Consider the following 23690-nt stretch of genomic DNA (forward strand, 5'->3'; position numbering starts at 1 on the left):
AATTGCGGATGGCGGCATGGCGGTTCGAACACAACTTCCGGTCTCGGGCATGCGTTCCAGCGGTCCGGGCGGGGCATGGACGCGATCGGAGCGTGAGAGGTTGCTGTGAATCGGCTCTCGCGTGGCGTCGGTCATAGACAGCGGCCCTCGGAACCCGAAGGGTTGGCCGCGACGGAAGGAGTGCCGCAACGTGGAACGGATCGCGACGGGTCCTGGGGTGGCCGCGTCCCCGCCCCTGACGGGCGCGCCGCTTCCCGACGGCACCGCCGTCGTCCCGGCCTCCGCGCTCGCGGACCTGCTGGACGGGATGCCGCGCCAGCGGCACGCCACGGTCCCCGCCGCCGTCCCCGCCCCCGCCTCCGCTCCCGTCCCGGCGCGCCCGGCCGTACGGTTCCCGCGCGTCTGGCGGCTGCTGCCCAGCCCGGCCGGCACTCCGTTCACCTTCGTCTACACGGCCGTGCTGGCCGTCACCTCCGTGGTCGCGGCGCTCGCCGACCCCGGCCTGGTGCACGCCCTCTACCAGGACTCCAGCACGGACGTGACCCACCTGGTGCGCACGCCCGTCCTGGTGCTGCTGGCGAGCGCGCTGTGGATCGCGGGCGGCGTCCTGTCGCCGTACGCGGTGGCGTTCGTGCTCGTGCTCACCGCGCTGGAGCGGCGCATAGGCGGTGCGCGGGCCGCCTGTGTCTTCCTGGCGGGCCATGTGCTGGCCACCCTCGCCACCGAGGTCCCCGTGGGCCTCGCCGTCCTGTTCGGCCACCTCCCCGCCACCTCGCTGCACCGGCTCGACTACGGCATCAGCTTCGGCGTCGCCGCCAGCATCGGCGCCCTGGCCGGTCTGCTGCGCCCCTGGCTGCGCTGGCCCCTGCTCGCCCTCACGGCGGGCGCCCTCCTGAACGACCTGATCGCCTTCCTGGACCCCATGACCAACTGGGGCCACCTCATCGCCCTGGCGATCGGCGTGTCGGGCTGGCCCCTGGTGCGCCGCTGGAGCCGGGCGGCCTGAGGCCGTTTCAGGTCCGCTCCGCGGCCGGCCCGCGGTCGGCCACCCCGAAAATCCCTGCGTCACCCCCTGATCGCTCACAGCGAACAGCCAGGGGGAACACCAGCCCGCCCCCACCGGTTGAGTCGGCATAGCTCAACTTGACTGCCGAAGGGGAGATCATGGCTGCTGAGTCCACGGCGTTCACGCTCGTTCTGCCCGTGCTGCCGCTCGACGACGAGGTCGTGCTGCCCGGGATGGTGGTTCCGCTCGACCTGAGCGATGCCGACGTACGGGCCGCGGTGGAGGCCGCACAGGCCGCCGCCCGGTCGGAATCCGGCAAGCCCAGGGTGCTGCTGGTGCCACGCATCGACGGGACGTACGCGAAGACCGGTGTGCTGGGCACGGTCGAGCAGGTCGGCCGGCTGGCCGACGGAGACCCGGGGGCTCTGATCCGGGGCCGGAGCCGGGTGCGGATCGGCGCGGGCACCACCGGTCCCGGCGCGGCCCTGTGGGTCGAGGGCGCCCGCGTCGACGAGAGCCTGCCGGACCCGCTGCCGGGGCATGTCGCCGAACTCGTCAAGGAGTACAAGGCCCTCGCCACCACCTGGCTGAAGAAGCGCGGCGCCTGGCAGGTCGTGGACCGCGTCCAGGCCATCGAGGACGTCTCCGCGCTCGCCGACAACTCCGGATACTCGCCGTTCCTCACCACCGAACAGAAGGTCGAACTGCTGGAGACCGCCGACCCGGTGGCCCGGCTCAAGCTCGCCACGCAGGCGCTCCGCGACCACCTCGCCGAGCAGGACGTGGCCGAGACCATCGCCAAGGACGTCCAGGAGGGCGTCGACAAGCAGCAGCGCGAGTTCCTGCTGCGCCGCCAGCTGGAGGCCGTCCGCAAGGAGCTGCGCGAGCTGAACGGCGAGCAGGACGGCGAGGAGTCCGACGACTACCGCGCCCGCGTGGAAGCCGCCGACCTGCCCGAGAAGGTCCGCGAGGCCGCCCTCAAGGAGGTCGACAAGCTGGAGCGCGCCTCCGACCAGTCGCCCGAGGGCTCCTGGATCCGGACCTGGCTCGACACGGTCCTGGAGATGCCGTGGAACGAGCGAACCGACGACAGCGCTTCCGCGTACGACATCCGGGGCGCCAGGGCGATCCTCGACGCCGAGCACGCGGGCCTGGAGGACGTGAAGGAGCGCATCACCGAGTACCTCGCGGTGCGCAAGCGGCGCGGCGAGCGCGGCCTCGGCGTGATCGGCGGGCGGCGCGGCGGTGCGGTGCTCGCCCTGGTCGGCCCGCCCGGCGTCGGCAAGACCAGCCTGGGCGAGAGCGTGGCGCACGCCATGGGCCGCAAGTTCGTCCGCGTCGCCCTCGGCGGCGTCCGGGACGAGGCCGAGATCCGCGGCCACCGCCGTACGTACGTCGGCGCGCTGCCCGGCCGGATCGTGCGGGCCGTCAAGGAGGCCGGGTCCATGAACCCGGTGGTCCTGCTGGACGAGATCGACAAGGTGGGCTCCGACTTCCGCGGCGACCCGGCCGCGGCCCTGCTCGAAGTCCTGGACCCGGCGCAGAACCACACCTTCCGCGACCACTACCTGGAGGTCGAACTCGATCTGTCGGACGTGGTCTTCCTGGCCACCGCCAACGTCCTGGAAGCCATCCCGGAGGCGCTCGCCGACCGTATGGAGATCGTCCGCCTGGACGGCTACACCGAGGACGAGAAGGTCGTCATCGCCCGCGACCACCTGCTCCCGCGTCAGCTGGAGCGGGCGGGACTCGGCAAGGACGAGGTCACCCTGCACGAGAGCGCCCTGCGCAAGCTGGCCGGCGAGTACACGCGCGAGGCGGGCGTGCGCACCCTGGAGCGCTCGATCGCCCGGCTGCTGCGCAAGATCGCGGCCCAGCACGAACTCGGTGAGCGGGAGCTGCCGTTCACCGTCCGGGACGAGGATCTGCGCGCTCTGATCGGGCGTCCGCACCATGTGCCCGAGTCCGCCCAGGACCCGGCCGAGCGGCGCACGTCCGTGCCCGGAGTGGCGACCGGCCTCGCGGTCACCGGCGCCGGGGGAGACGTCCTCTTCGTGGAGGCGTCCCTCGCCGACCCGGAGACGGGTGCGGCGGGGCTGACCCTGACCGGTCAGCTCGGTGACGTGATGAAGGAGTCGGCGCAGATCGCACTGAGCTTCCTGCGCAGCCGCGGCGCCGAACTGGAGCTTCCGGTCGGCGACCTGAGGGACCGGGGCGTGCACATCCACTTCCCGGCGGGCGCGGTCCCGAAGGACGGCCCGAGCGCCGGCATCACGATGACCACGGCACTCGCCTCGCTGCTCTCCGGGCGGCTGGTGCGCACGGACGTGGCGATGACCGGTGAGGTCTCGCTGACCGGCCGGGTGCTGCCCATCGGCGGTGTGAAGCAGAAGCTGCTCGCCGCCCAGCGCGCCGGGGTGACCACCGTGATCATCCCCAAGCGCAACGAGCCCGACCTGGACGACGTCCCGGCCGAGGTGCTGGACAAGCTCGACGTCCACACCGTGACCGACGTCCGCCAGGTCCTGGAGCTGGCGCTGGCGCCCGCGACGAACGGCGCGGCGCCGGAGGTTCCGGTCGCGGCGTGACGGACGCGACCGGAAGGGCGAGGCCCGGGCTCCGTGAGGGAGGTCCGGGCCTTCGCCATGCGCGCATATGCTTGCCATTCGGTAGAATTCAGACGTGAGTTGGCCTCCGAAGAGCCCCTCCGGTCTGATCGGGGCCGAGATCGCGGGCTACCGCGTGGAGCGCGAACTGGGCCGCGGCGGCATGGCCGTCGTCTACCGCGCCAAGGATCTGCGCCTCGGCCGCACGGTCGCCCTGAAGCTGCTCGCCCCGCAGTACACGCGCAACGAGGCGTTCCGCCGCCGCTTCGCGCAGGAGTCCAGGATCGCCGCCGCCATCGACCACCCCAACATCGTCCCCGTCTTCGAGGCCGGCGAGACGGACGGGATCCTGTACATCGCCATGTGCTACGTCTGCGGCCCGGACCTGCGTGCCCTGCTCGACCGGGAGGGCCCGCTGCCGGTGCCGGCCGCGTTGCGCGTCGCGGCCCAGCTGGCGTCCGCCCTGGACGCGGCCCATGCGCGCGAGCTGGTGCACCGGGACGTCAAACCGGCCAATGTCATGGTCGCCGAGGGCGTCGACAGCGACCACCCCGAGCACGTCTATCTCACCGACTTCGGGCTGGCGAAGAAGTCGCTGTCGCTCACCGGGTTCACCACCGCGGGCGAGTTCGCCGGCACTCTCGACTATGCGGCGCCCGAGCGGATCGCCGGGCGCCCGGTCGACGGCAGGTCCGATCTGTACAGCCTGGCCTGTGTGGTCCACGAGATGCTCGCGGGCGCCCCGCCCTTCCGGTGGCAGGGCCGGCTCGAACAGTTGCGGGCCCACCGGTACGACCCGCCGCCCGCGCTCAGTGCGCAGCGGCCGGACGTCCCGGCGGCCGTCGACGAGGTGCTCGCGCGCGCCCTGGCGAAGGCCCCGGACGACCGCTACGACTCCTGCCTGGAGTTCGTGACGGCCCTGCGCCGCGCCGCCGGCGAACCGGGCCCGCGCCGCCGCACCCCGACGCTGGTGGACGTCCGGGTGGCCGCGGACGCCCGCCGGCAGAGCCGCGCCGCCCCTGGCTCCCCGCCCGAGCCGCCCGGCTGGGCCGGGCCCGTTCTCAGGGGCTGACGAGAGCCGATCCGGCCGCGCTCGCAGCCAAGCGGTCTCGGCCCCTTCCGAAGGCGCGTCACAGCGCCGCGAACGACTGCTCCGCCCACACCGTCTTGCCGACCCGGTCGTGCCGGGTGCCCCAGCGTTCGGCCAGCTGGGCGACGAGCAGCAGGCCCCGGCCGCCCTCGTCGAAGATGCGGGCGCGCCGCATGTGCGGGGTGGTGCCGCTGGAGTCGTACACCTCGCAGATCAGGGTCGCGTTCTGATGGATCAGCCGGAGCCGGATGGGCGGGCGGCCGTAGCGGATGGCGTTGGTGACCAGCTCGCTGACCATCAGCTCGGTGGGGAAGGCGGCCTCCTCGAGGTCCCATGCGGACAGCTGGTCGTGGACGAGGTGGCGGGCGCGGGAGACGTCCGTGGGGTCGTCCCGCAGCTCCCAGGCGGCCACCCGGTCCTTGTGCAGCACCCGGGTACGGGCGACGAGCAGGGCGACGTCGTCGTCCGGGCCGTGGCTCAGCAGCGCGGTGAGCACGTGGTCGCAGACCGCGTCCAGCGAGTCCGCGGGCCGGGCGAGCGCGGCGAACATCGCCTCCAGCGCCTCGTCGATGTCGTGCTCGCGGGCCGCGAGCAGCCCGTCGGTGTAGAGGACGAGCAGGCTGCCCTCGGGCAGTGCGGTCTCGACGGCCTCGAAGGGCAGCCCGCCGAGCCCGAGCGGCGGTCCCGCGGGCACGTCCAGGAAGCGCACCTCGCCGTCCGGTGCGACCAGGGCGGGCGGCGGATGCCCGGCCCGGGCCAGGGTGCAGTGGCGGGAGACCGGGTCGTAGACCGCGTACAGACAGGTGGTGCCGATGCCGCCGGCGGTCTCGGCGGCCGGGTCCGCGCTGCCCTCGTCGGCGGCGAGCCGCAGGACCAGATCGTCGAGGTGGGTGAGGAGTTCGTCGGCCGGCAGATCGACGTCGGCGAGGGTGCGTACGGCGGTGCGCAGCCGGCCCATGGTCGCCGAGGCGCGGACGCCGTGGCCCACCACGTCGCCGACGACGAGCGCCACCCGCGCCCCGGACAGCGGGATCACGTCGAACCAGTCGCCGCCCACCCCGGCCCGGGTCGCGGCGGGCAGATAGCGGCTGGCGATCTCCAGGGCCGCCTGTTCGGGCAGGGTGTGCGGGAGCAGGCCGTGCTGCGGTGCCATGGTGGCGGCGTCGGCCCCTGCGGAGGGGCGGGCCTGCCGGATGCCGACGGCAGCCCTGGCCGTGAACTCCTGCGCCAGCCGCAGCTCCTCGGGGGCGAAGGGACCCCGGTCGGGGCGCCGGCCGAAGAGCGCCACCCCGAGTGTGCCGCCCTGGGCGAGCAGCGGCACCGCCAGCAGCGTGTGCGCCCCGGACGCCCGTAGCCACGCCGCGCCCGGATCCACCGCCGCCCACTCGGCGACGACCGGGTCCGTCGTGTCGTAGAGCAGCGGCCGGCCCGCCGCCAGGGACTGGGCCGGAGGGGAGTCCAGCGGGCAGACGATCGCCTCGCCCGCACCGGCGCCGTGGGCGGGCCCCTCCCCCTCCGGGACGGCGCGCAGGGCGGCGCGGCGCAGTACGACGGGGCCGAGCCCCGGGGCGGGGTCCTCGTCCGGGCCGCGGGGGGAGTCGAGCAGATCGACCGCGACGACGTCGGCGAGCCGGGGGACGGTGACCTCGCCGAGTTCCTGCGCGGTGCGGGCCTGGTCCGCGGCCGAGCCGACGTGCGGGCCGCGCTCCTCCGGCGGCGCCTGCCCGCCCGCGGAGTCCGGGGCGGGCATCTGCGTGGACAGGCAGACGGCCCGCACCTGGCCCTCGGCGTCCTTCAACGGGGTGAGCGCGGCGGTGCTCCCGAACCGCGGACCGAGCGCGGCCCGGACCTCCTGCGGACGGCCGGACTCCAGTGCGTGCCGCAGCGACCGCTCGACCTCCTCGCTCGCGGCGCCGGGCACGATGTGCGGCAGCCGCAGTCCGCGCATGGCGGCCTCGGGGAGGGCGAGGGCGTGTTCCAGCCTGCGGTTGGCGCGGACGAGCTGCAGGTCGGCGTCGAAGATCGCCAGCGGGAAGGGGGACTGCAGGAACGTCCACTCCTCCAGGGGCTCGCCCCGGGGCGGTTGCGGGCGTGCCGTCACGGCGCTCACCACGAGCCAGTCGGTCCCGCCGGCGGTCGTCGTCCGGCGGTGCGCGAGCACGCCAAGCTCCAGCAGCCGGCCGTCGCGGTGGCGCAGCGGGACGGTGCCGTTCCAGCGTTCGCGCCCGGCGACGACCCGCCGGGCGGCTTCGACGTCGGCGGCGAGGAGTGCGGTGGCGGGGCGGCCGACGACGGCCGGGGAGCCGTAGCCGAGCAGCCGCTGCGCGCCTTCGCTCCAGCCGGTGAGGATGCCGTGCTCATCGATGGTGGCCGTGGCCGTGTACGTCGACTGTCGCTCCATCGCCGCTCATCTCGCCCTTGCTCGGCAGGCTCCCTCGACCAGCATGATCCCGGGCGACGCGGAGCACCAACGCAGCGAAACGGCGGCCGCCCGCGGGGGGACGGCCACCGTGCACGGTTCAGCGGGCGCTATCCGTTGGCCAGCGCCTGCACCCGGTCCAGGGCGCCATTGAACTTGTCGTGGTCGCCGACGGTCGGGCCGGAGGAGGTGTACTGCCACATCGTGTAGTACGACCAGCCGGCCGGCAGCGTCCCCGGGTCCGAGGCGTATCGGGCGATCCACAGCGGGTTGTTCGCCGCGAAGCCGCCGTAGTTCCCGGTGCAGTCGCTCCACCAGCTGCTCGCCGTGTAGATCACGGGGTAACGGCTGGTGAGCGACTTGTAGGTGCTGATGAAGTCGGCGATCCAGCTGACCATCTGGCTCGCGCTCTTGCCGTAGCACTCGGCGCCGTACGGGTTCCACTCGATGTCGAGCGCGCCCGGCAGGGTCTTGCCGTCCTTGGACCAGCCGCCGCCGTGGCCGACGAAGTAGCTCGCCTGGGTGGCGCCGCTGGTGGTGTCCGGGGTCGCGAAGTGGTACGCGCCGCGGATCATGCCCACGTTGTACGAGCCGTTGTACTGCTGCGCGAAGTACGGGTTGGTGTAGTACGTGCCCTCCGTCGCCTTGGTGTACGCCCAGCGCACCCCGCTGCTCCACAGGGTCGACCAGGCGACGTTGCCCTGGTAGGCGGAGACGTCCACGCCCTCGGTCTGGGTGGCGTCACCGGACGTGGGGGATCCGTGGCGGCCGTCGTGCGCGGGGACGCCCATGCCCATGTAGGCGGAGCCGCGGCTGGGCGTGGTCGCGGCGTGGGCGGAGGTGAGGGGCAGGGTGAGGGAGAGCGCCGCGAGCAGGGCCGTCACGAGAAGGGCGAGGGCGCGCGGTCGGACGGGACGGTCGGAGCCGGGTCTGTGCACGGACATGACGTGCCTCCGGGGAGTGGGAGTGGGGGGAACGTGGCAGTGACCGTGTACCGGGATGCCGCACTGGCGTGGGCATGCCATTGATTGCCTGATAAAGAAGCTACGCACGTAGATGACGGGGTGGGAAGGGGGTCCGGACGCCGCCGTTGGTCTACGCCTGCGAAATACTTACGGAGCTGCGGCAATGACGACTTTTGGCAGAAACTTTCAAGACCGCGAAACCGAGCAGGGGTGCTGACGTGCACGAGGACGGAAACGGCGGCGCACCGGGCGGCGCCCACGAGGTGACGCCCAGTGGTGCGGACCAGGAATTCCTGGCATTGGAGCGGGAGTTGACCGTGCTGCTGCGGCGAGCCCGGGCCAATCAGGGCGAGATGGCCCGCGAGGTCCATCCCGACCTGGAGTCCTCCGCGTACGGCCTGCTCATCCGCCTGGACGAGTGCGGCGGCCAGCGGGCCACGGAACTCGCCGCGTACATCGGCGTCGGCAAGGCCACCATGTCCCGTCAGCTGCGCGCCCTGGAGGAGCTGGGCCTGATCGCCCGCGAGCCGGATCCCGCCGACGGCCGCGCCTGGCTCGTCACCCTGACCGACGAGGGGCGCGGCCGGGTGGGCAAGGTCCGCGAGGCGCGCCGTGCCCGCTACGTCAGCCAGCTCGCCCACTGGAACCGCCGCGAGGTCTCGGAACTGGCCCGGCTGCTGCACCAGTTGAACGGGGTCATGGAGAAGTAGCCCCAGGACGGCGGCCGGGCGGGCTCACAGCTCCACGTGCACCACCGTCGCGTCGTCGTGCGTCTTGCCGCGCCGCAGGAACGCCCGCTCCTCCCGGTCCGCCGTCTCCAGCTCCCGGACCCGGTCCACCAGCGACCGGGCACCCTCCTTCGCGACCACCTCGAACAGGGCCCGCCAGTCGCCCTCGTGGAACTTCTCCGTCCAGCGGGTCGCGCCGTCCGTGAGCGCGGCCAGGGCGCGGACCTCGGCGCGGGGCACGGTGCCGGTGACGGCACGGTCCGCCACCGACGGGTCGGCGGCGGCCGTGAAGAAGCCGCCCTCCTTGTTGCGCAGGGTGGCGTCCACCAGGGCCTCGGTGGCGAGCGCGGAGCGCGGGAGCCGGTCCAACCGGTCGTCCAGGACCGGGGTGACCGTGCCGTCGGGCCCCTGCAGCAGCAGCGCGGAGTCGGACAGCACCAGGTACTCGACGGCGTCGGCGGACCAGCGGGCCAGGGCGACGGTTGCCTGAGGGGTTCGCGGGTGAGAAAGTTCACAGGTTTGGGCATGGGCCTCGGCGGTGCGGCCGATCGACCGCGCGAGAATCTCCGAGAGCGTCAGATCTCTCCTCGAAACGGTCAGTTCGGTCAGCGAGCCGCCGAGCCGCGCGGTGTACCAGGGGACGGAATGCAGACATCCCGTCCCGCCCCGCGGGGGAGTCACGCCGTCCAGGACGATCACGCAACCTCCCTGTCCGGAGGCGGGTAGTCCGACACCGGCGAAGTCCTCGTTGGGGCGGTTCGCGTCGCCGGGTTCCGAAACGAGATCAGTGCGCATTCGGCCAGTCTGCACGAGCCCTCCACAGGATTCGCCAAAGGCTGGCAAGCGCCGTCGAATTGATACGACCCCGCAGGTCAGGCGCCTGCTTTGGGGGGGAATGAGACGCTCCGGCAAGGCGTGGTGGCGAATACTGCCAAAGCCTGCCCCGCGCGTCCAACCGGCGTCCCGCGCAAGGGCCGAGCACGCGCCAGAGAGACTTGCCCGCCCACTCTTCTCCGATGTTCACTCCTTCGGGTGGCGGGTCAGGTGATGCGCGACCACTGCCCACCGGCGCTGGGAGGGTCGGGGACCGTACGAACCGGGTGTACGCACCACTTGGCACCGAGATGACGGGGCGCCAGACGCCACCCGGGCCCTTGGGTAGACGAGTTCAGGATTGCGAGCACCGGTGCAGATGAAGCGGCCTCGGCGCGCAGGCAGGCAGACGGACCCCGCGGGGACCGCCCAGCAGACCCCCGTGGGCAGCGGCCGCCCCACCCATGTGCGCACCCGGCTGATCGTCGCCGTCGCCGTGGTGGCCGCGGCCGTCGCGGGAGCCGGCGCGCCCTCCCTGCTCAGCGCCTCCCAGGACGTGAGCGACTCCCAGGACCTGGTGACGCTGGCCGCCCGCACCCAGGACGCGCTCTCCCTCGCGCACTCCCTGGCCGACGAGCGCGACGAGGTCACCTCCTACGTCGCGGCCGGGCGCCCCAAGGCGAAGGCGCCCTCCGAGGACCGCAGCGCGCGGGTCGACCGGCAGGTCGAGGACCTGCGGGCCGAGGACGACACCCCGGCGAGCCTGCGCAGCGACCTCGACGGCATCGCCGCCGTCCGCCGGGCCGCCCTGACCGGCAGGACCACCGCCCTCCAGACCCATCAGGCCTACTCGCAGGCCATCACCGAGCTGCACCGCCTCGCCGAGCAGCTCGCCGACGACACGCCTCCGCGGGCCGGCTCCGGCGCCCACGCGCTCGCCGAACTGGACACCGCCGTCCAGCAGTCCGCCGCCGCCCGCGGACTGCTGCTGGCCGCGCTGAACGTGCCGTCCGCCGCCCGGACCGTGATCAACCCCGTCACCGGCCTGCCCACCACGACCTCCACCGCCTCCCCGGCCGACAAGAAGCAGCGCGACGAGCTGACCGCCGCCGCCCAGCAGGCCCGGCTGCGCGCCGACGCGGCCCTCGCCGGCTTCCGCGCCACCGCCCCGAAGGCCTCCGTGGACTCCTACGACTCCACGGTCACCGGTTCCGAGGTCAACTCGGCGGAGAAGTACCTGGCCGCGCTCACCGACCAGCCGACGCTGGCCGACAGCGACCTGACCACCAGCACCAAGAAGCTGGACGCGGCCCTGTCCGCCCGCGTCGACCTGATGCGCGGCGAGGAATCGGCCCTCTACGACCACCGCACCAAGGACCTGGCGAAACTCCGGGACGACGACGTCACGGCCCTGGAGATCCGCATCGCCGTGCTCGGCGCCCTGATGCTGGTCGCCGTGGGCCTCGCCACGGCCATGGCCCGCACGCTGACGCGCCCCCTGTCGGTCCTGCGCCGGGGCTCGGCCCGCCTGGCGGAGTCCGAGGACCCGGCGGCCCAGGAGCCGATCGCCTTCACCGGTCGCAACGACGAGTTCGCCCAGGTCGTCCGCTCGGTCAACGCCCTGCACACGCACGCGGTCACCCTGTACGAACGCGTCACCACGCTGGAGGCCGACCGCAAGCACCTGGTCGGCCAGCGCCAGAAGATGGCCGACGCCCGCGAGGCCCTCCACGCCGAGCTGAGCCAGGCCGCCGAGCAGCTGGAGCGGCTGCGCACCAGCATCGGCGGCACGTTCGTGAACCTCTCGCTGCGCACCCTCGGCCTCGTGGAACGCCAGCTCGCGGTCATCGAGGGCCTGGAGGAACGCGAACAGGACCCCGACCGCCTCGCCACGCTCTTCAAGCTGGACCACTTCGCCACGGTCATGCGCCGCCACAGCGAGAACCTCCTGGTCCTGGCCGGTGCCGAGCACGTCCAGCAGCACCACGGGGCGGTGCCGCTGGTCGACGTGGTCCGGGCGGGCGTCAGCGAGATCGAGCGCTACGAACGCGTCCGTATCGCCGCCCTGCCGCCGCATGCCCATGTGGCGGGCTTCGCGGCCGACGACCTCTCCCATCTGCTGGCCGAACTGATGGAGAACTCCACCTCGTTCTCCCCGCCGGAGCTGCCGGTGGAGGTCTCGGGCTGGCTGCTGGAGTCCGGTGAGGTGATGCTGTCGGTCCAGGACGAGGGCATCGGCATGGCGACCGAGCGCCTGGAGCGGCTCAACACCCGCCTGACCGACTTCGACCCCGAGTCGCCGTACGACCAGGAGGGCGAGGACGGTCTCGGCCTCGGCCTGTACGTCGTCGCCCGCCTCGCCCACCGCCACGGCATCCGCGTCCAGCTGCGCGAGCAGAAGCAGGGCGGCATCGCGGCGGTCGTGGTCCTCCCGGCCACCCTCCTGACGGAGGCCCCGCCGACGGCCCTGCCGCCCCAGACCACGTCCATGAGCACCACGGCCACCTTCTCCCTCCCGGGTGCCGACGCCGAGGCCAACTCCAACGTCCTGCACGGCCGCGCCAAGGGCGCCGACCCGCTGGTGGCCCTCGCGGAGCAGGCGGTGCGGGCGGAGGAGGCGGCTTCGGGCGCCGAGCCCGGGGAGCCCGCCGAGCACGGGCAGGCCGCCCCGGTCACCCAGCACACGGAGACCCGCCCGAAGGCCCCGGCGGAGACCTTCGCCGAGACGACGATGGAGCTGATGCTCCCGGATCTGGCGGCGGACCCCACGCCCCCGTCGGCCGCCGACGGCGAAGCCGAGGCGGTCGCACGGGCCGAGGCTTCGCAGGAACCCGCCGAGGCGGTCACCGCCAAGGGTCTCCCCAAGCGCACGCCCAAGATCACCGCGCCAGCCCAGGCCCCACGCCAGCGGACCGGCACGGTCGACGCCGAGGCCCTGCGCCGCAGGCTCGGAGGCTTCCGCAGCGGCGCCCAGGCCGGGCACCGCGCCGTGGCGGCGGAGATGGCAGAACGTACGGAAGACACCACGGGGGGCACTGTCGAGGAGGCAAGCAGTTGACCGCGCCCAGCACCTTCGGACTGAGCAGTGAGGCCCGCAACCTGCACTGGCTGCTGACCAACCTGGTCGAGGAGGTGCCCGGCATCCAGTCCGTCGCCGTGGTCTCCTCCGACGGCCTGCTCCTGCTCTCGTCCGACCCCGCGTACACCGTCCGGTCCCGTGAGGCCCGCCCGGCCAAAGGGCCGCGCGGCTCCTCCGCCGACCTCGCCACCATCGTCTCCGGCATCGGCAGCCTCACCGTCGGTGCCGCCCGGCTGATGGAGTTCGGCGGGGTCAGGCACACGATGATCGCGATGGAGGAGGGCAGCCTGTTCGTGATGTCGATCAGCGACGGTTCGCTGCTCGGTGTGCACGGCTCCGCCGAGTGCGACATGAGCGTGGTGGCGTACCACATGGCGCTGTTCGTCGGCCGCGCCGGCCACGTCCTCACCCCGGAACTGCGCAGCGAGTTGCGCAAGTCCATGGAATCCGAGTCGGCGGGGAGCGCCCGATGAGCGGCACGGCGAAACTCCCCGTGCGCGGCGGTGACCGCAAACCCGCCCGCGTCCGTCCCTACTCGCTCACCGGCGGCCGTACGCGTTTCGGCCATGTGCTCCTCGTGGAGACGTTCGTCGCGGCACTCGAAGCCCCCGAGCAGCGCAAGGAGCTGCCGAAAGGCTCGCTCGCCACCCGGGTCATGCCCGAGATGCGGGCCATCGTCGAACTGTGCCGCCGTATGCGCACGGTGGCCGAGATCGCCGCGCTGCTGAAGATGCCGCTCGGCGTGGTCCGCGTGCTCCTGAGCGATCTCGCGGACCAGGGAAAGATCCGTGTGTACGGCACCGGAACCGGTCATGGCACCGGCCGCCCGGACCGCGCGCTGCTGGAAAGGGTGCTGAGTGGACTCCGTCGTCTCTGACGCCGCCGCCTCCGTCGTCGGAGGCATCCCCCTCGTCGCCGGATTCACCGAGCCCGACGAGGATCTGAAAGCCTGGCAGACGGACCGCACCCGGGCCCCCGTCGCCACGAAGATCGTGGTGGCCGGAGGCTTCGGCGTCGGCAAGACCACGCTGGTCACCACCGTCTCGGAGATCACGCCCCTGCAGACCGAGGCGCTGATGACCGAGGCGAGCGAGGAGACCGACGACCTGACCGCCACGCCGGGCAAGCTCACCACCACCGTGGCCATGGACTTCGGCCGCATCACGCTCGACGACGACCTGGTGCTCTACCTGTTCGGCACGCCGGGCCAGCAGCGGTTCTGGTTCATGTGGGACGACCTGGTGCGTGGCGCGATCGGCGCGGTCGTGCTGGCCGACACCCGCCGTCTGAAGGACTGCTTCCCGGCCCTGGACTACTTCGAGAGCTGCGGGCTGCCGTACGTCGTCGCCGTCAACCACTTCGAGGGCAGCGAGCTGTTCGAGCCGGACGACGTCCGGGAGGCGCTGACGATACCCGCGCACGTCCCTGTCATGATCATGGATGCGCGGCGTCGAATTTCGGCCATCGAGACCCTCCTGGCCCTGGTCGGCCACGCGCTGGACGAAACCCCCGAGTAGTCCCTGTTAGGAGCCACCACCCGCATGCGGAAGATACTCGTCGTAGGGGCCGGCCAGTCCGGTCTCCAGCTCGCCCTCGGCCTGCAGTCGCACGGCTACGAGGTCACCCTGATGTCGAACCGGACCGCGGACGAGATCCGCACCGGCCGGGTCATGTCGACGCAGTGCATGTTCCACACGGCACTGCAGCACGAGCGCGATGTCCAGCTGAACTTCTGGGAGTCCCAGGCCCCGAAGATCGAGGGACTCGGCGTCTCGGTGGCGGCTCCCGGATCGCACGCCCCGGGCCCCGCGCAGCGGGCGATCGACTGGGTGGGCAGGCTCGACAGGTATGCGCAGTCGGTCGACCAGCGGGTGAAGATGGCCGGCTGGATGGAGACCTTCGCCCAGCGCGGCGGCCAGCTGGTCATCCACGGCGCGGCGGTCGGCGACCTCGACTACTTCTCCCGCGCCTACGACCTCGTCCTGGTCTCGGCCGGCAAGGGCGAGCTGGTCCAGATGTTCGGCCGTGACGCCTCGCGCTCCCCGTACAGCGAGCCGCAGCGGGCGCTCGCGGTGGCGTACGTGCACGGGCTCGGCCCGCGCCCGGAGCACCCCGAGTTCGACGCGGTCCGCTGCAACGTCGTCCCCGGTGTCGGCGAGCTGTTCGTCATGCCGACGCTCACCACCTCCGGCCGCGCGGACATCCTGTTCTGGGAGGGCATACCCGGCGGTCCGCTCGACGTCTTCAACGGCGTCAAGGACCCGGCGGAGCACCTCTCCCTGACCCTGGAACTCATGGAGCGGTTCACGCCCTGGGAGTACGCGCGGGCGACGAAGGTCGAACTGACCGATGCCGGCGGCACGTTGGCGGGCCGCTACGCCCCGACCGTCCGCAACCCCGTCGGCCGGCTGCCCGGCGGCGGCCTGGTCCTCGGCGTCGCGGACGTCGTCGTCGCCAACGACCCGATCACCGGACAGGGCTCCAACTCGGCGGCCAAGTGCGCCGCCGCGTACCTCGCCTCGATCCTCGAACACGGGGACGAGGAGTTCGACGAGGCCTGGATGCAGGCGACGTTCGACCGCTACTGGGACACCGCGTCGCACGTCACCAAGTGGACCAACGCGATGCTGGCGCCGCCGCCGGAGCACATCCTGAACCTCCTCGGCGCGGCCGGTCAGCTCCAGCCGGTGGCCGACCGGTTCGCCAACGGGTTCAACGACCCGTCCGACTTCGAGAACTTCTTCTACGACCCGGACAAGACGGGCGCCTACCTCGCCTCGGTCTCCGGGGCCTGATCCGGACGCACGGCACCGAGCACCGGGGCGGACGCCAGGGGTGACACCTCGACGTCGGCTCCGGGGCGCGGCGCCTGTACGACCTTTCCGTCCCCCACGTACATCGCCACATGGGTGGCCTCGGGGAAGTAGACGACCAGGTCACCGGGGCGCAGCGCGCCGAGCGGGATCCGCTTCAGCCGCCGCCACTGCTCCTGGCTGGTGCGCGGGATGGGGGTGCCCGCATGGTCCCACGCCTGCGAGGTGAGGCCCGAGCAGTCGTACGCGTCGGGGCCCTGTGCGCCCCACACGTACGGCTTGCCGAGCTGGCCCATCGCGTAGTGCACCGCACGGTCGCCCCCGGTGGAGGCCGGACGGTCCGTGGGGAGCGCGCCCGCGGTGACGAGCTGCTGCTGGGCCGCGGTGACGCCCTGCTGCTCCAGGACGGTGATCGCGGCCAGCTGGGCCGGTGTGAGGGAGGCCAGCAGACGTTCCACGTCGGCCAGCCTGGTGTGCACGTCGTCGCGCTGCCTGCGCTGCCGTCCGGCGAGGGTGAGCCGGGTGTCCAGGGCCTTGCGGGCGGCCCGCGCCAGGGAGTCCTCGTGCCGCTCGGCGGCGGTCAGCCGGGCCACCGTACGGACCTGCTCGCGCGCCATCTCGCCGACGACATGTCCCTCGTCCAGCGCGGTCTGCGGGTCGGGCGAGAGCAGCAGGCGCACGTACGGGCCGAGGCCGCCGGCGCTCTGGTACTGCCGGCGGGCCAGTCGGCCCGCGTCGGTCCGGCCGTCCTGCAGGGCGAGGCGGGCACGGGCGAGTTCGCCGTCGAGCCGGGACACCTCGGCGCGCTGCCGCTGCAGCTTCTCCGCGGTGGCGTCGTAGCTCTCGGTGGCCTGTTCGGCCTGCCGGTACAGCTGTTGAAGATCCGTCAGCAACTGGGCCACGGACCGCTGCGGGTCCGGTGCGGCGGCCGCGGGTGCGGGCACGAGGACGGCCTGGGCCGCCAGCGCGGCCGTGCAGGCCAGGCGCGGAAGCGTTCCTGACACGTCATCACCTCGGGTGCGGGGAGGGCGGACTGTTCGCCTCCTATCGCACCGCGATAATCAGATGTATCCGTGCGGGGCGCGCGACCGGGGTGCGCGGTTCGGCGCAACCCTGTCACCCGTTCGCGTCGTCCGGCTCGCCGGATCGTGGGGCGGCCGGCTTCGACCAGGGCCACCTGAGCCCCCCGCCGGAGGCGTCGTCCGGGTCGTACGCGTACTTCCACCCCTGGATCAGGCCCAGCCGCTTGCTGTGTCCGCGCGGCACCCGGCGGTAGACGAGCACCGTGGGCGGGCCGCCGCCCGGGTCCGGGACGGGAATGCGATACGTCTTCGGGGGGTGCCCGGTGGGACCGACCATGACCGGCAGCACGCGCCCGTCCATGGGGCCGCCCTCGAAGGGGGTGTCCTGACTCTTCACCGCTTCAGTCTCGGCCATCCTCGGCGAGCGCGCCGACGACGGCGGCCGTCTGCGGGTCACGGCTCGCGGTGACGGTGAGGACGGCTACGAACTGCTCGACCAGCCAGTCGCGCAGTTCCTCCACCGGGGGCTGCTTGTCCTCGTCCAGCCAGATCAGGGAGGCCGCCTCGACGGCCGTGATCCAGGTCCGCACGGTCATGCGCAGCCGCGGGCCGGGCCCGGTGACGCCGAGGTGGCCGTAGATGTGCTCGGCGGCGGCCCGCCGGACCCCGTCCACGATGGCCGTGGTCCGCGAGGTCTCCACCACGCTGCCGCCCTGCAGCAGCGCGCTGAAGCCGGTGTCGTGCTCGTCGACGAAGCTCAGATAGCGGTCCAGGACGCGGGACAGCCGGGGCAGCAGCTTGCCCTTGCGGGGCTCGTCGAAGCAGTGCTGCAGCTCCTCGGCGGCGGAGCGCAGCGCGGCCTCGTACAGCTGCTGCTTGCCGCCCGGGAAGTACCGGTACACCAGGGGGCGCGAGACTCCCGCCGCCTCCGCCACGTCGTCCAGCGACACGTCCTCGGGGGCGCGGTGCGCGAAGAGGGACAGCGCGGCGTCGAGGAGCTGGCTGCGCCGCTCCTCGACGCTCAGGCGACGGTAGGCGGGGGTGGCGGACGGGGTCATGGCCGTCAGCCTAATCGCCGTCACCGTGTGGGGGAGCCGGCGGCCGCGGGTCCGTGGTGGCAGGTCGCTCCCACGCGGCGGAGCCGCACATCGACACAGCCCCGGCCCCTGGGGCCGGCACACTCCCACTACGCCAGCAGGCCCGAGGACCTCCACAGCCGCCTGCCGACGCCCCGCAGCACGCCGATGTCGTCCAGGAAGTCCGTCAGCCGCTTCGCGCCCGTCTGCATGACCTCGCGCCGGTGACCGCTCGCCTTCACCTGGGCCACGGCCTCCCGCCTGTCCAGCCCGACATTCGTGTAGACCTCGGGGTTCACGAACGCGACCGAGAACACCCGGGCGAACTCGCCCGAGGTGACCCGGGTGAACTCCTGCGACCACTTCGGTGCCGTCAGCATCTGGCGCCGCAGCTCCTCACGGGCGTAGCGGACATGGCGCGCCTCCTCGACCACGTGGATGCGCGTGACGCCGCGGATCAGCGGCTGCACCCGCTCGTCCGGGAACGTCAGCCGCTGCATCCAGTCCAGGACCTCCTCGCCGAGGAGGGTGGCGGTGAAGGAGCCGGGCGTGGTGGAGACGGTCTTGAACACGCGGCCGAGGTTCAGATGGGCCTTGCTGACCGGGTACCAGGGTGTGCCGCCGCGCGAGATCACGCGCGCGAACATCTTCGAGTGCCGGCACTCGTCCTCGATCTCGGTGAGCGCGTAGCGCACGTGTGCGCTCGTCGCCGCCTTGTCGTAGATGTGCCGGACGAGCAGCTGCATCAGGATCAGCTCGAACCAGATGCCGAGCGAGGCCAGCGCCGCCGCCTCGTGCTGGGAGAGCAGGATCCGCTGCTCCTCGCTCATCCGCTTCCACATCGGCGTGCCGTACAGCGACACCAGCTCCGGCGGCCAGAACCACTTGCCCTCCTCGAAGGGCGCGTCCCAGTCCAGCTCCTCGTCGGGGTCGAAGGAGTGCTTGGCGGAGGAGACGAGCAGCCGCTGCGCCACCTGCTCCCGGTCCTTGAGCAGGCCGAGTGCGTCGCGCAGTCCGTCCAGCGCGTCCGCTTCCGTCAGGGTCGTCATGGCTCCCTCACCTCGTCACCGGGGTACATCGTCCTGCCACTTATGAGACTGCCTGTCAGCAAGGCAGTCAATCCCCTGCGCACCACTTGTTGACTCCGCGTCTACGTGTGAGCCTGCGAGGTATGCCGACCCATGACCTGTACGTCAACGATCCGGGAGACTCCCTCTGGCAGGTACCCGCGAACGGTGCCGCCCGGTTCAACTGGGAGTACGACGACGGCCGCGACCGGCTGCTCGCCCTGTACCAGAAGGGCAAGGACAAGCAGTGGGACGCGCGGCAGCGCATCGACTGGGACCTGGAGGTCGACCCGCACGACGCGCTCGGCACGCCCGACGAGTCGATGCCCCTGTACGGCACCAGGCACTGGGACAAGCTCACCGACAAGGACAAGGGGGAGCTGCGTCTGCACCAGGCCTCCTGGCAGTTCAGCCAGTTCCTGCACGGCGAGCAGGGCGCGATGGTCTGCGCGGCGCGGATCGTCGAGTCGGTGCCCGACCTGGACGCCAAGTTCTACTCGGCGACCCAGACGATGGACGAGGCCCGGCACGCCGAGGTCTACGGCCGCTTCCTGCACGACAAGCTCGGCCTCGTCTACCCGATCAACGACAACCTCCGGTCCCTGCTCGGTGACACGCTGCGCGACAGCCGCTGGGACATGCCCTACCTCGGGATGCAGGTCCTCATCGAGGGCCTGGCGCTGGCCGCCTTCGGGCTGATCCGGGACACCACCGACAAACCGCTGCCCAAGCAGATCCTCACCTACGTCATGCAGGACGAGGCCCGCCACGTGGCCTTCGGCCGGCTGGCGCTGCGCGACCACTACAAGCAGCTCACCGACGCCGAACTGCGCGAGCGCGAGGAGTTCGTCATCGAGGGCTGCCATCTGATGCGCGACCGGCTGCGGGGCGAGGAGGTGCTGGAGAACTTCGGCATCCCCAAGGCCGAGGCGGCGGAGCTGAGCGAGCGCTCCGAATTCCTCCAGCTGTTCCGCAGGCTCCTGTTCAGCCGGATCGTCCCGTGCGTCAAGGACATCGGCCTGTGGGGCAGGCGGCTGCAGGAGGCCTATGTCGACATGGGCGTCTTCGAGATGGGCGACTCCAATCTGGACCTCCTGATGGCCCAGGACGAGGAACTGGCCGAGCAGTTGGACGCGGAGCGCTTCGCCGCCGAGGAACGGGTCCGGATCGCGGAGGTGCGGACGGCGATCGAGTCGGGGGCGACGGACGACTGAGACGGACGACTGAGACGGTGCGGAACCGTTCACCCGGGTGCAGTAGCCTCCCGGCGTGTCCATGCCTCCGCCACCGCAGCAGCCGTATCCCAACGGCCCCCACCAGCAGCCGCCGTACCCGTACGGCCAGCAGCCTCCGCAGGCCGCTCCCGGCCCGTACGGCTCCCCGTACCCGCCGCAACAGCCCTACCCGCCGCAGCCCTACGGCCAGCAGCCGAACCCCTGGGGTGCGCCGCCCATGGCCCCGCTGCCGAAGAAGCGGCGGGTCGGGCTGATCCTCGCCATCGTGGGCGGCGCCGTCGCGGCGGTCGTCGTGGCGCTCGTCCTGATCGGGATGGCGGCCGAGAGCGGCTTCCCCGAGGCGAAGAACAAGCTCACCCTTCCCCAGACCCTGCTCGACGGGAAGTACCGGCTCGCCCAGGACCTCTCCGGCACCGAGGGCAAGAAGATCGAGGACGAGGCCGACGGCGCCTGGGACGCCAAGGACATCCACGGTGTGGTCGGCTCCTACGACGTGGGCGGCGACGCGACCAAGGGCACCCTGGTGGTGTCGGGCATGTACGGCCGGTTCAAGAACTCCGACCTGGCCCGCAAGAACATGATGAAGGGCGCCGCCGAGGGCGCCAACGCCACGGTCGCCGTCCCCGCGAAGGACTTCGACCTGAGCGGCGTGACGATCACCTGCGAGGTGATCACCCAGGAGCAGATGGGCACCAAGATCACCGTACCCATGTGCGCCTGGGCCGACGGCAACACGGGCGCCACGGTCGCCACCGTGGACACGCCGCTCGCCTCGAAGAACCCGTCGGACGTCGACCTGGACGCGCTCGCGAAGCAGACCCTCCGGATCCGCTCCGAGGCGGTCAAGCCGATCGGCTGACCACCACCCGGCGCTGCCCCCACGCGGCCATCACGGGCGTGGGGGCCGGCGCCCGGCCTCACCGGCCGAGCACCGCCCGCATCACCCCCTGCGCGATCGGCGCCGCGTCCCCGCCGCCGCTGATCTCTCCCCGGTTCGCCGAGGCGTCCTCCACCACCACCGCGACCGCCACCTGCGGCTGCGGCGAGTCGTCGGCCTGCGCCCAGGAGACGAACCAGGCGTACGGCACACCGGAGTTGCCCACCCCGTGCTGCGCGGTGCCGGTCTTGCCGCCGACGAGCGCACCGCGGATGCCCGCGCGCCGGCCGGTGCCCTCCCGGACCACGTCCGCCATCAGCTCCTTCAGCCGTACGGCCGTCGAGGGGGTCATCACCTGCCGCAGCGGATGCGCCCCGCTCCCGGCGAGCGTCTGACCGCCCAGCCGGGTCGTCCGCTCCACCAGGTACGGGGCGCGCAGCTGCCCGCCGTCCGCGACCGCCGCGGCCACCATCGCCATCTGCAGCGGCGTGGCCCGCGTGTTGTACTGCCCGATCGACGACAGCGCCAGCTGCGCCCGGTCCACATGTTGGTCGAAGGTGCTCGGCGCGACCGAGAAGGGGATGCGCAGCCGGGCGTCGTTGAACCCGAACGCGGCCGCCGTGGCCGCCATGTTCTTCGCCCCGACGTCCACGCCGAGCTTGGCGAACACCGTGTTGCAGGACCATTCGAACGCCGACCGCAGCGAGGCGTCCTCGCAGCCGTCGCCCTCGTTGGTCAGCCGGGTCGTGGTGCCCGGCAGCCGGTAGGGGTCGGGGGAGTCGGTGTGCGCGTCCAGGTCGGTGACCACACCCGCGTCCAGCGCCGCCGCCGCGGTGACCACCTTGAACGTCGACCCCGGCGGATAGGTCTGCCGTACCGCCCGGTTGAGCATCGGCTTCTCCGGGTCGTGGTTGAGCCGCGCCCACGCCGAGGACACCGCCTCGCCGTTGCCGGACAGCTCCCCGGGGTCGTACGACGGACTCGTCACCAGCGCCAGGATCCGGCCCGTCGACGGCTCGATCGCGGCCACCGCGCCCTTGCGCCCGGCCAGCCCCCGGTACGCCGCCGTCTGCGCGTCCTGGTTCAGCGTCGTGACGACGTTCCCGACCCGGCCGGGCGCGCGTGTGATGTCGTTCCACAGCGGCAGCGGCGAGAGCATCGGATCCGTACCGGAGAGCACCCCGTCCCCGGCGTGCTCCAGGAACGTCGTGCCGTACGACTGCGAGGCGAAGCCGGTGACCGGGGCGTACAACGGGCCGTCCTTGTAGCTGCGTTCGTAGCGCAGCTGCTCGCCGGTGTCCACGGAGCCGGTGACCGGCTCGTCGCCGACCATGATGTCGCCGCGCGGCTGGCCGTACCGGGCGATCACACCGCGCCGGTTGGCCGGACTGTCGTCGTAGACCCGGGACTGCACCACCTGCACACGGGCCGCGTTGACCAGCAGCGCCGCCAGCAGCAGCGCGCAGAACGCGCAGGCGTGGCGGATGTACCGGCCCATCGGCCGCCCGCCGCCGTACTCGCTCACGATGCCTCCCGTCCGTCGTACTGGCTGCGCGCCTTGTCGCTCACCCGGATCAGCAGCGCCACGATCGCCCAGTTGGTGACCACCGAGGAGCCGCCCTGGGCGAGGAAGGGCATCGCCATGCCGGTCAGCGGGATCAGCCCGGTGACCCCGCCCGCGATCACGAACACCTGCAGTGCCAGGAGCGAGGCGAGCCCGACCGCCAGCAGCCGGCCGAAGGGCTCCCGCAGGGCGCGGCCCGCCCGGTAGCCGCGCTCGACCAGCAGGGCGTACAGCAGGAAGATCGCCGCGAGCCCCGAGAGCCCCAGTTCCTCGCCCGCCGTGGCCAGGATGAAGTCCGACTTGGCGGCGAAGCCGATGAGGATGGAGTGCCCGGCCCCGAGCCCGGTGCCGAGCACCCCGCCCGCCGCGAAGGCGAACAGCGACTGCGAGAGCTGGTTGGGGCCCTGACCGGCGTCGATGGTGGCGAAGGGATGCAGCCAGTCCTCGATCCGCTGGTTCACATGCGGTTCGAGGCGCCCCACGGCCACCGCACCGAGCACGGCGAGCAGCAGCCCCACCGCGATCCAGCCCGTGCGCCCGGTGGCGACGTACAGCACCACCACGAACAGCCCGAAGAACAGCAGCGAGGTGCCCAGATCCCGCTCCAGGACCAGCACCCCGACGCTCAGCAGCCAGATCGTCACGATCGGGCCCAGCACCCGCCCGGTCGGGAACTGCAGCCGCCACAGCCGACGGCCCGTGTACGCCAGCGCGTTGCGGTTCGCGGCCAGATAGGCGGCGAAGAACACCGCGAGCAGCACCTTCGCGAACTCGCCCGGCTGGATGGAGAATCCGGCGATCCGCAGCCAGATGCGGGCGCCGTTGACCGCCGGGAACAGGATCGGCAGCGCGAGCAGCCCGAGCGCCACGGCCACCCACACGTACGAGTACCGCTGGAGCACCCGGTGGTCACGCAGCACCAGCACCACGGCGATGAACAGCCCGACCCCGAGCGTGGACCACACGAGCTGGGCCGGGGCCGCCTGGTCGCTCGGGGTCTCCAGGTCCAGCCGGTAGATCAGCACCAGCCCGAGTCCGTTGAGCAGCACCGCGATCGGCAGGAACAGCGGGTCGGCGTACGGCGCCCGGATACGCACCGCGATGTGCGCGAGCAGGGCGAGCACCCCGAGCCCGGCGCCGTAGCCGGCCGCGCCGGGCGGGACGGTGCCGGTCCGGGCCAGACCCACCGCGCAGTACCCGTACACGGACAGCAGCACGGCCAGCACGATCAGGGAGAGTTCGATCCCACGGCGCCGGGGGAGGCGTACGGCGGGTGCGCGAGCCTGTGCCGCCGCCACGGTGGTTCCGGCCTTGGTCATGCCCGGAACCT

At 72.4% G+C, this 23690-nt stretch carries 20 protein-coding genes; 11 read left to right on the forward strand and 9 right to left on the reverse strand.

Going from position 1 to position 23690, the window contains the following annotated elements; all coding sequences use genetic code 11:
• The first annotated feature begins 190 nt into the window (after positions 1-190).
• From AQI95_RS27085 to AQI95_RS27095, 3 genes are all read left to right on the forward strand, one after another.
• Complete coding sequence (locus AQI95_RS27085; protein ID WP_067129144.1) at positions 191-1006, forward strand: rhomboid-like protein; 816 nt, start codon at positions 191-193, stop codon at positions 1004-1006.
• A 158-nt stretch (positions 1007-1164) separates the two neighbouring features.
• Complete coding sequence (lon, locus tag AQI95_RS27090; protein WP_067129147.1) at positions 1165-3594, forward strand: endopeptidase La; 2430 nt, start codon at positions 1165-1167, stop codon at positions 3592-3594.
• A gap of 94 nt (positions 3595-3688) precedes the next feature.
• Positions 3689-4684 (forward strand): serine/threonine-protein kinase, encoded by a 996-nt coding sequence (locus tag AQI95_RS27095; RefSeq protein WP_067129150.1) that lies wholly within the window; start codon positions 3689-3691, stop codon positions 4682-4684.
• Positions 4685-4742: 58 nt separating this feature from the next.
• Here the strand turns inward: AQI95_RS27095 and AQI95_RS27100 are convergent, their stop codons facing one another.
• Both AQI95_RS27100 and AQI95_RS27105 read right to left on the reverse strand, forming a co-directional pair.
• Positions 4743-7103 carry an ATP-binding SpoIIE family protein phosphatase gene (locus AQI95_RS27100; RefSeq protein WP_067129153.1) on the reverse strand — a complete coding sequence of 787 codons (2361 nt, stop codon included), beginning with the start codon at positions 7101-7103 and terminating at the stop codon, positions 4743-4745.
• Positions 7104-7231: 128 nt separating this feature from the next.
• On the reverse strand, positions 7232-8065 hold the full coding sequence (locus AQI95_RS27105) for a lysozyme (protein WP_067129156.1): 834 nt from the start codon (positions 8063-8065) through the stop codon (positions 7232-7234).
• 239 nt (positions 8066-8304) lie between these two features.
• Here AQI95_RS27105 and AQI95_RS27110 point away from each other — a divergent pair, with 239 nt between their 5' ends.
• The gene (locus AQI95_RS27110; protein WP_067129160.1) at positions 8305-8796 is read left to right on the forward strand and encodes a MarR family winged helix-turn-helix transcriptional regulator; all 492 of its coding nucleotides are present in this window, start codon (positions 8305-8307) and stop codon (positions 8794-8796) included.
• Between the two features lie 24 nt (positions 8797-8820).
• Here AQI95_RS27110 and AQI95_RS27115 read toward each other — a convergent pair whose 3' ends face one another.
• Complete coding sequence (locus tag AQI95_RS27115; protein ID WP_079071496.1) at positions 8821-9609, reverse strand: protein phosphatase 2C domain-containing protein; 789 nt, start codon at positions 9607-9609, stop codon at positions 8821-8823.
• Between the two features lie 391 nt (positions 9610-10000).
• On the opposite strand from AQI95_RS27115, the gene AQI95_RS27120 reads away from it, so the two are divergent.
• The 5 genes from AQI95_RS27120 to AQI95_RS27140 are packed head-to-tail and all read left to right on the forward strand — an operon-like array spanning position 10001 to position 15501.
• A complete protein-coding gene (locus tag AQI95_RS27120) occupies positions 10001-12685 on the forward strand; it encodes a sensor histidine kinase (protein ID WP_425264902.1) in 2685 nt (894 codons plus the stop codon).
• Positions 12682-13179: a roadblock/LC7 domain-containing protein gene (locus tag AQI95_RS27125; protein WP_067129163.1), complete on the forward strand. Its 498-nt coding sequence runs from the start codon at positions 12682-12684 to the stop codon at positions 13177-13179. Before AQI95_RS27120 ends, AQI95_RS27125 begins: the two co-directional genes overlap by 4 nt.
• Complete coding sequence (locus tag AQI95_RS27130; protein WP_067129166.1) at positions 13176-13583, forward strand: DUF742 domain-containing protein; 408 nt, start codon at positions 13176-13178, stop codon at positions 13581-13583. The genes AQI95_RS27125 and AQI95_RS27130 overlap by 4 nt, the downstream gene beginning before the upstream one ends.
• On the forward strand, positions 13564-14223 hold the full coding sequence (locus AQI95_RS27135) for a GTP-binding protein (RefSeq protein WP_067129169.1): 660 nt from the start codon (positions 13564-13566) through the stop codon (positions 14221-14223). Before AQI95_RS27130 ends, AQI95_RS27135 begins: the two co-directional genes overlap by 20 nt.
• A gap of 24 nt (positions 14224-14247) precedes the next feature.
• Positions 14248-15501 (forward strand): styrene monooxygenase/indole monooxygenase family protein, encoded by a 1254-nt coding sequence (locus AQI95_RS27140; protein WP_067129172.1) that lies wholly within the window; start codon positions 14248-14250, stop codon positions 15499-15501.
• On the opposite strand, the gene AQI95_RS27145 is transcribed toward AQI95_RS27140, so the two are convergent.
• The 4 genes from AQI95_RS27145 to AQI95_RS27160 all read right to left on the reverse strand — a co-directional run bounded on the left by AQI95_RS27145 (position 15474) and on the right by AQI95_RS27160 (position 18666).
• Positions 15474-16523, reverse strand: coding sequence for a C40 family peptidase (locus tag AQI95_RS27145; RefSeq protein ID WP_067129175.1), 1050 nt, complete (start codon positions 16521-16523; stop codon positions 15474-15476). The two genes, AQI95_RS27140 and AQI95_RS27145, sit on opposite strands and share 28 nt — an antisense overlap.
• A 112-nt stretch (positions 16524-16635) precedes the next feature.
• Positions 16636-16938: a hypothetical protein gene (locus AQI95_RS27150; protein WP_067129178.1), complete on the reverse strand. Its 303-nt coding sequence runs from the start codon at positions 16936-16938 to the stop codon at positions 16636-16638.
• A 4-nt stretch (positions 16939-16942) separates the two neighbouring features.
• Complete coding sequence (locus AQI95_RS27155; protein WP_067129181.1) at positions 16943-17599, reverse strand: TetR/AcrR family transcriptional regulator; 657 nt, start codon at positions 17597-17599, stop codon at positions 16943-16945.
• A gap of 128 nt (positions 17600-17727) precedes the next feature.
• A complete protein-coding gene (locus tag AQI95_RS27160) occupies positions 17728-18666 on the reverse strand; it encodes an AurF N-oxygenase family protein (protein WP_067129184.1) in 939 nt (312 codons plus the stop codon).
• Between the two features lie 122 nt (positions 18667-18788).
• Between AQI95_RS27160 and AQI95_RS27165 the strand changes: the two genes are divergently transcribed.
• Both AQI95_RS27165 and AQI95_RS27170 read left to right on the forward strand, forming a co-directional pair.
• Positions 18789-19898 carry a ferritin-like domain-containing protein gene (locus AQI95_RS27165; RefSeq protein ID WP_067129187.1) on the forward strand — a complete coding sequence of 370 codons (1110 nt, stop codon included), beginning with the start codon at positions 18789-18791 and terminating at the stop codon, positions 19896-19898.
• Between the two features lie 61 nt (positions 19899-19959).
• Positions 19960-20778: a hypothetical protein gene (locus AQI95_RS27170; RefSeq protein WP_341849482.1), complete on the forward strand. Its 819-nt coding sequence runs from the start codon at positions 19960-19962 to the stop codon at positions 20776-20778.
• 58 nt (positions 20779-20836) lie between these two features.
• On the opposite strand, the gene AQI95_RS27175 is transcribed toward AQI95_RS27170, so the two are convergent.
• Complete coding sequence (locus AQI95_RS27175; protein WP_208614279.1) at positions 20837-22294, reverse strand: penicillin-binding transpeptidase domain-containing protein; 1458 nt, start codon at positions 22292-22294, stop codon at positions 20837-20839.
• A gap of 23 nt (positions 22295-22317) precedes the next feature.
• Entirely contained in the window at positions 22318-23679 is a 1362-nt protein-coding gene (locus tag AQI95_RS27180; RefSeq protein WP_067129198.1) for an FtsW/RodA/SpoVE family cell cycle protein, read from the reverse strand.
• Positions 23680-23690 lie beyond the last annotated feature (11 nt).

The organism is Streptomyces yokosukanensis, from assembly GCF_001514035.1.
GTDB lineage: Bacteria > Actinomycetota > Actinomycetes > Streptomycetales > Streptomycetaceae > Streptomyces > Streptomyces yokosukanensis.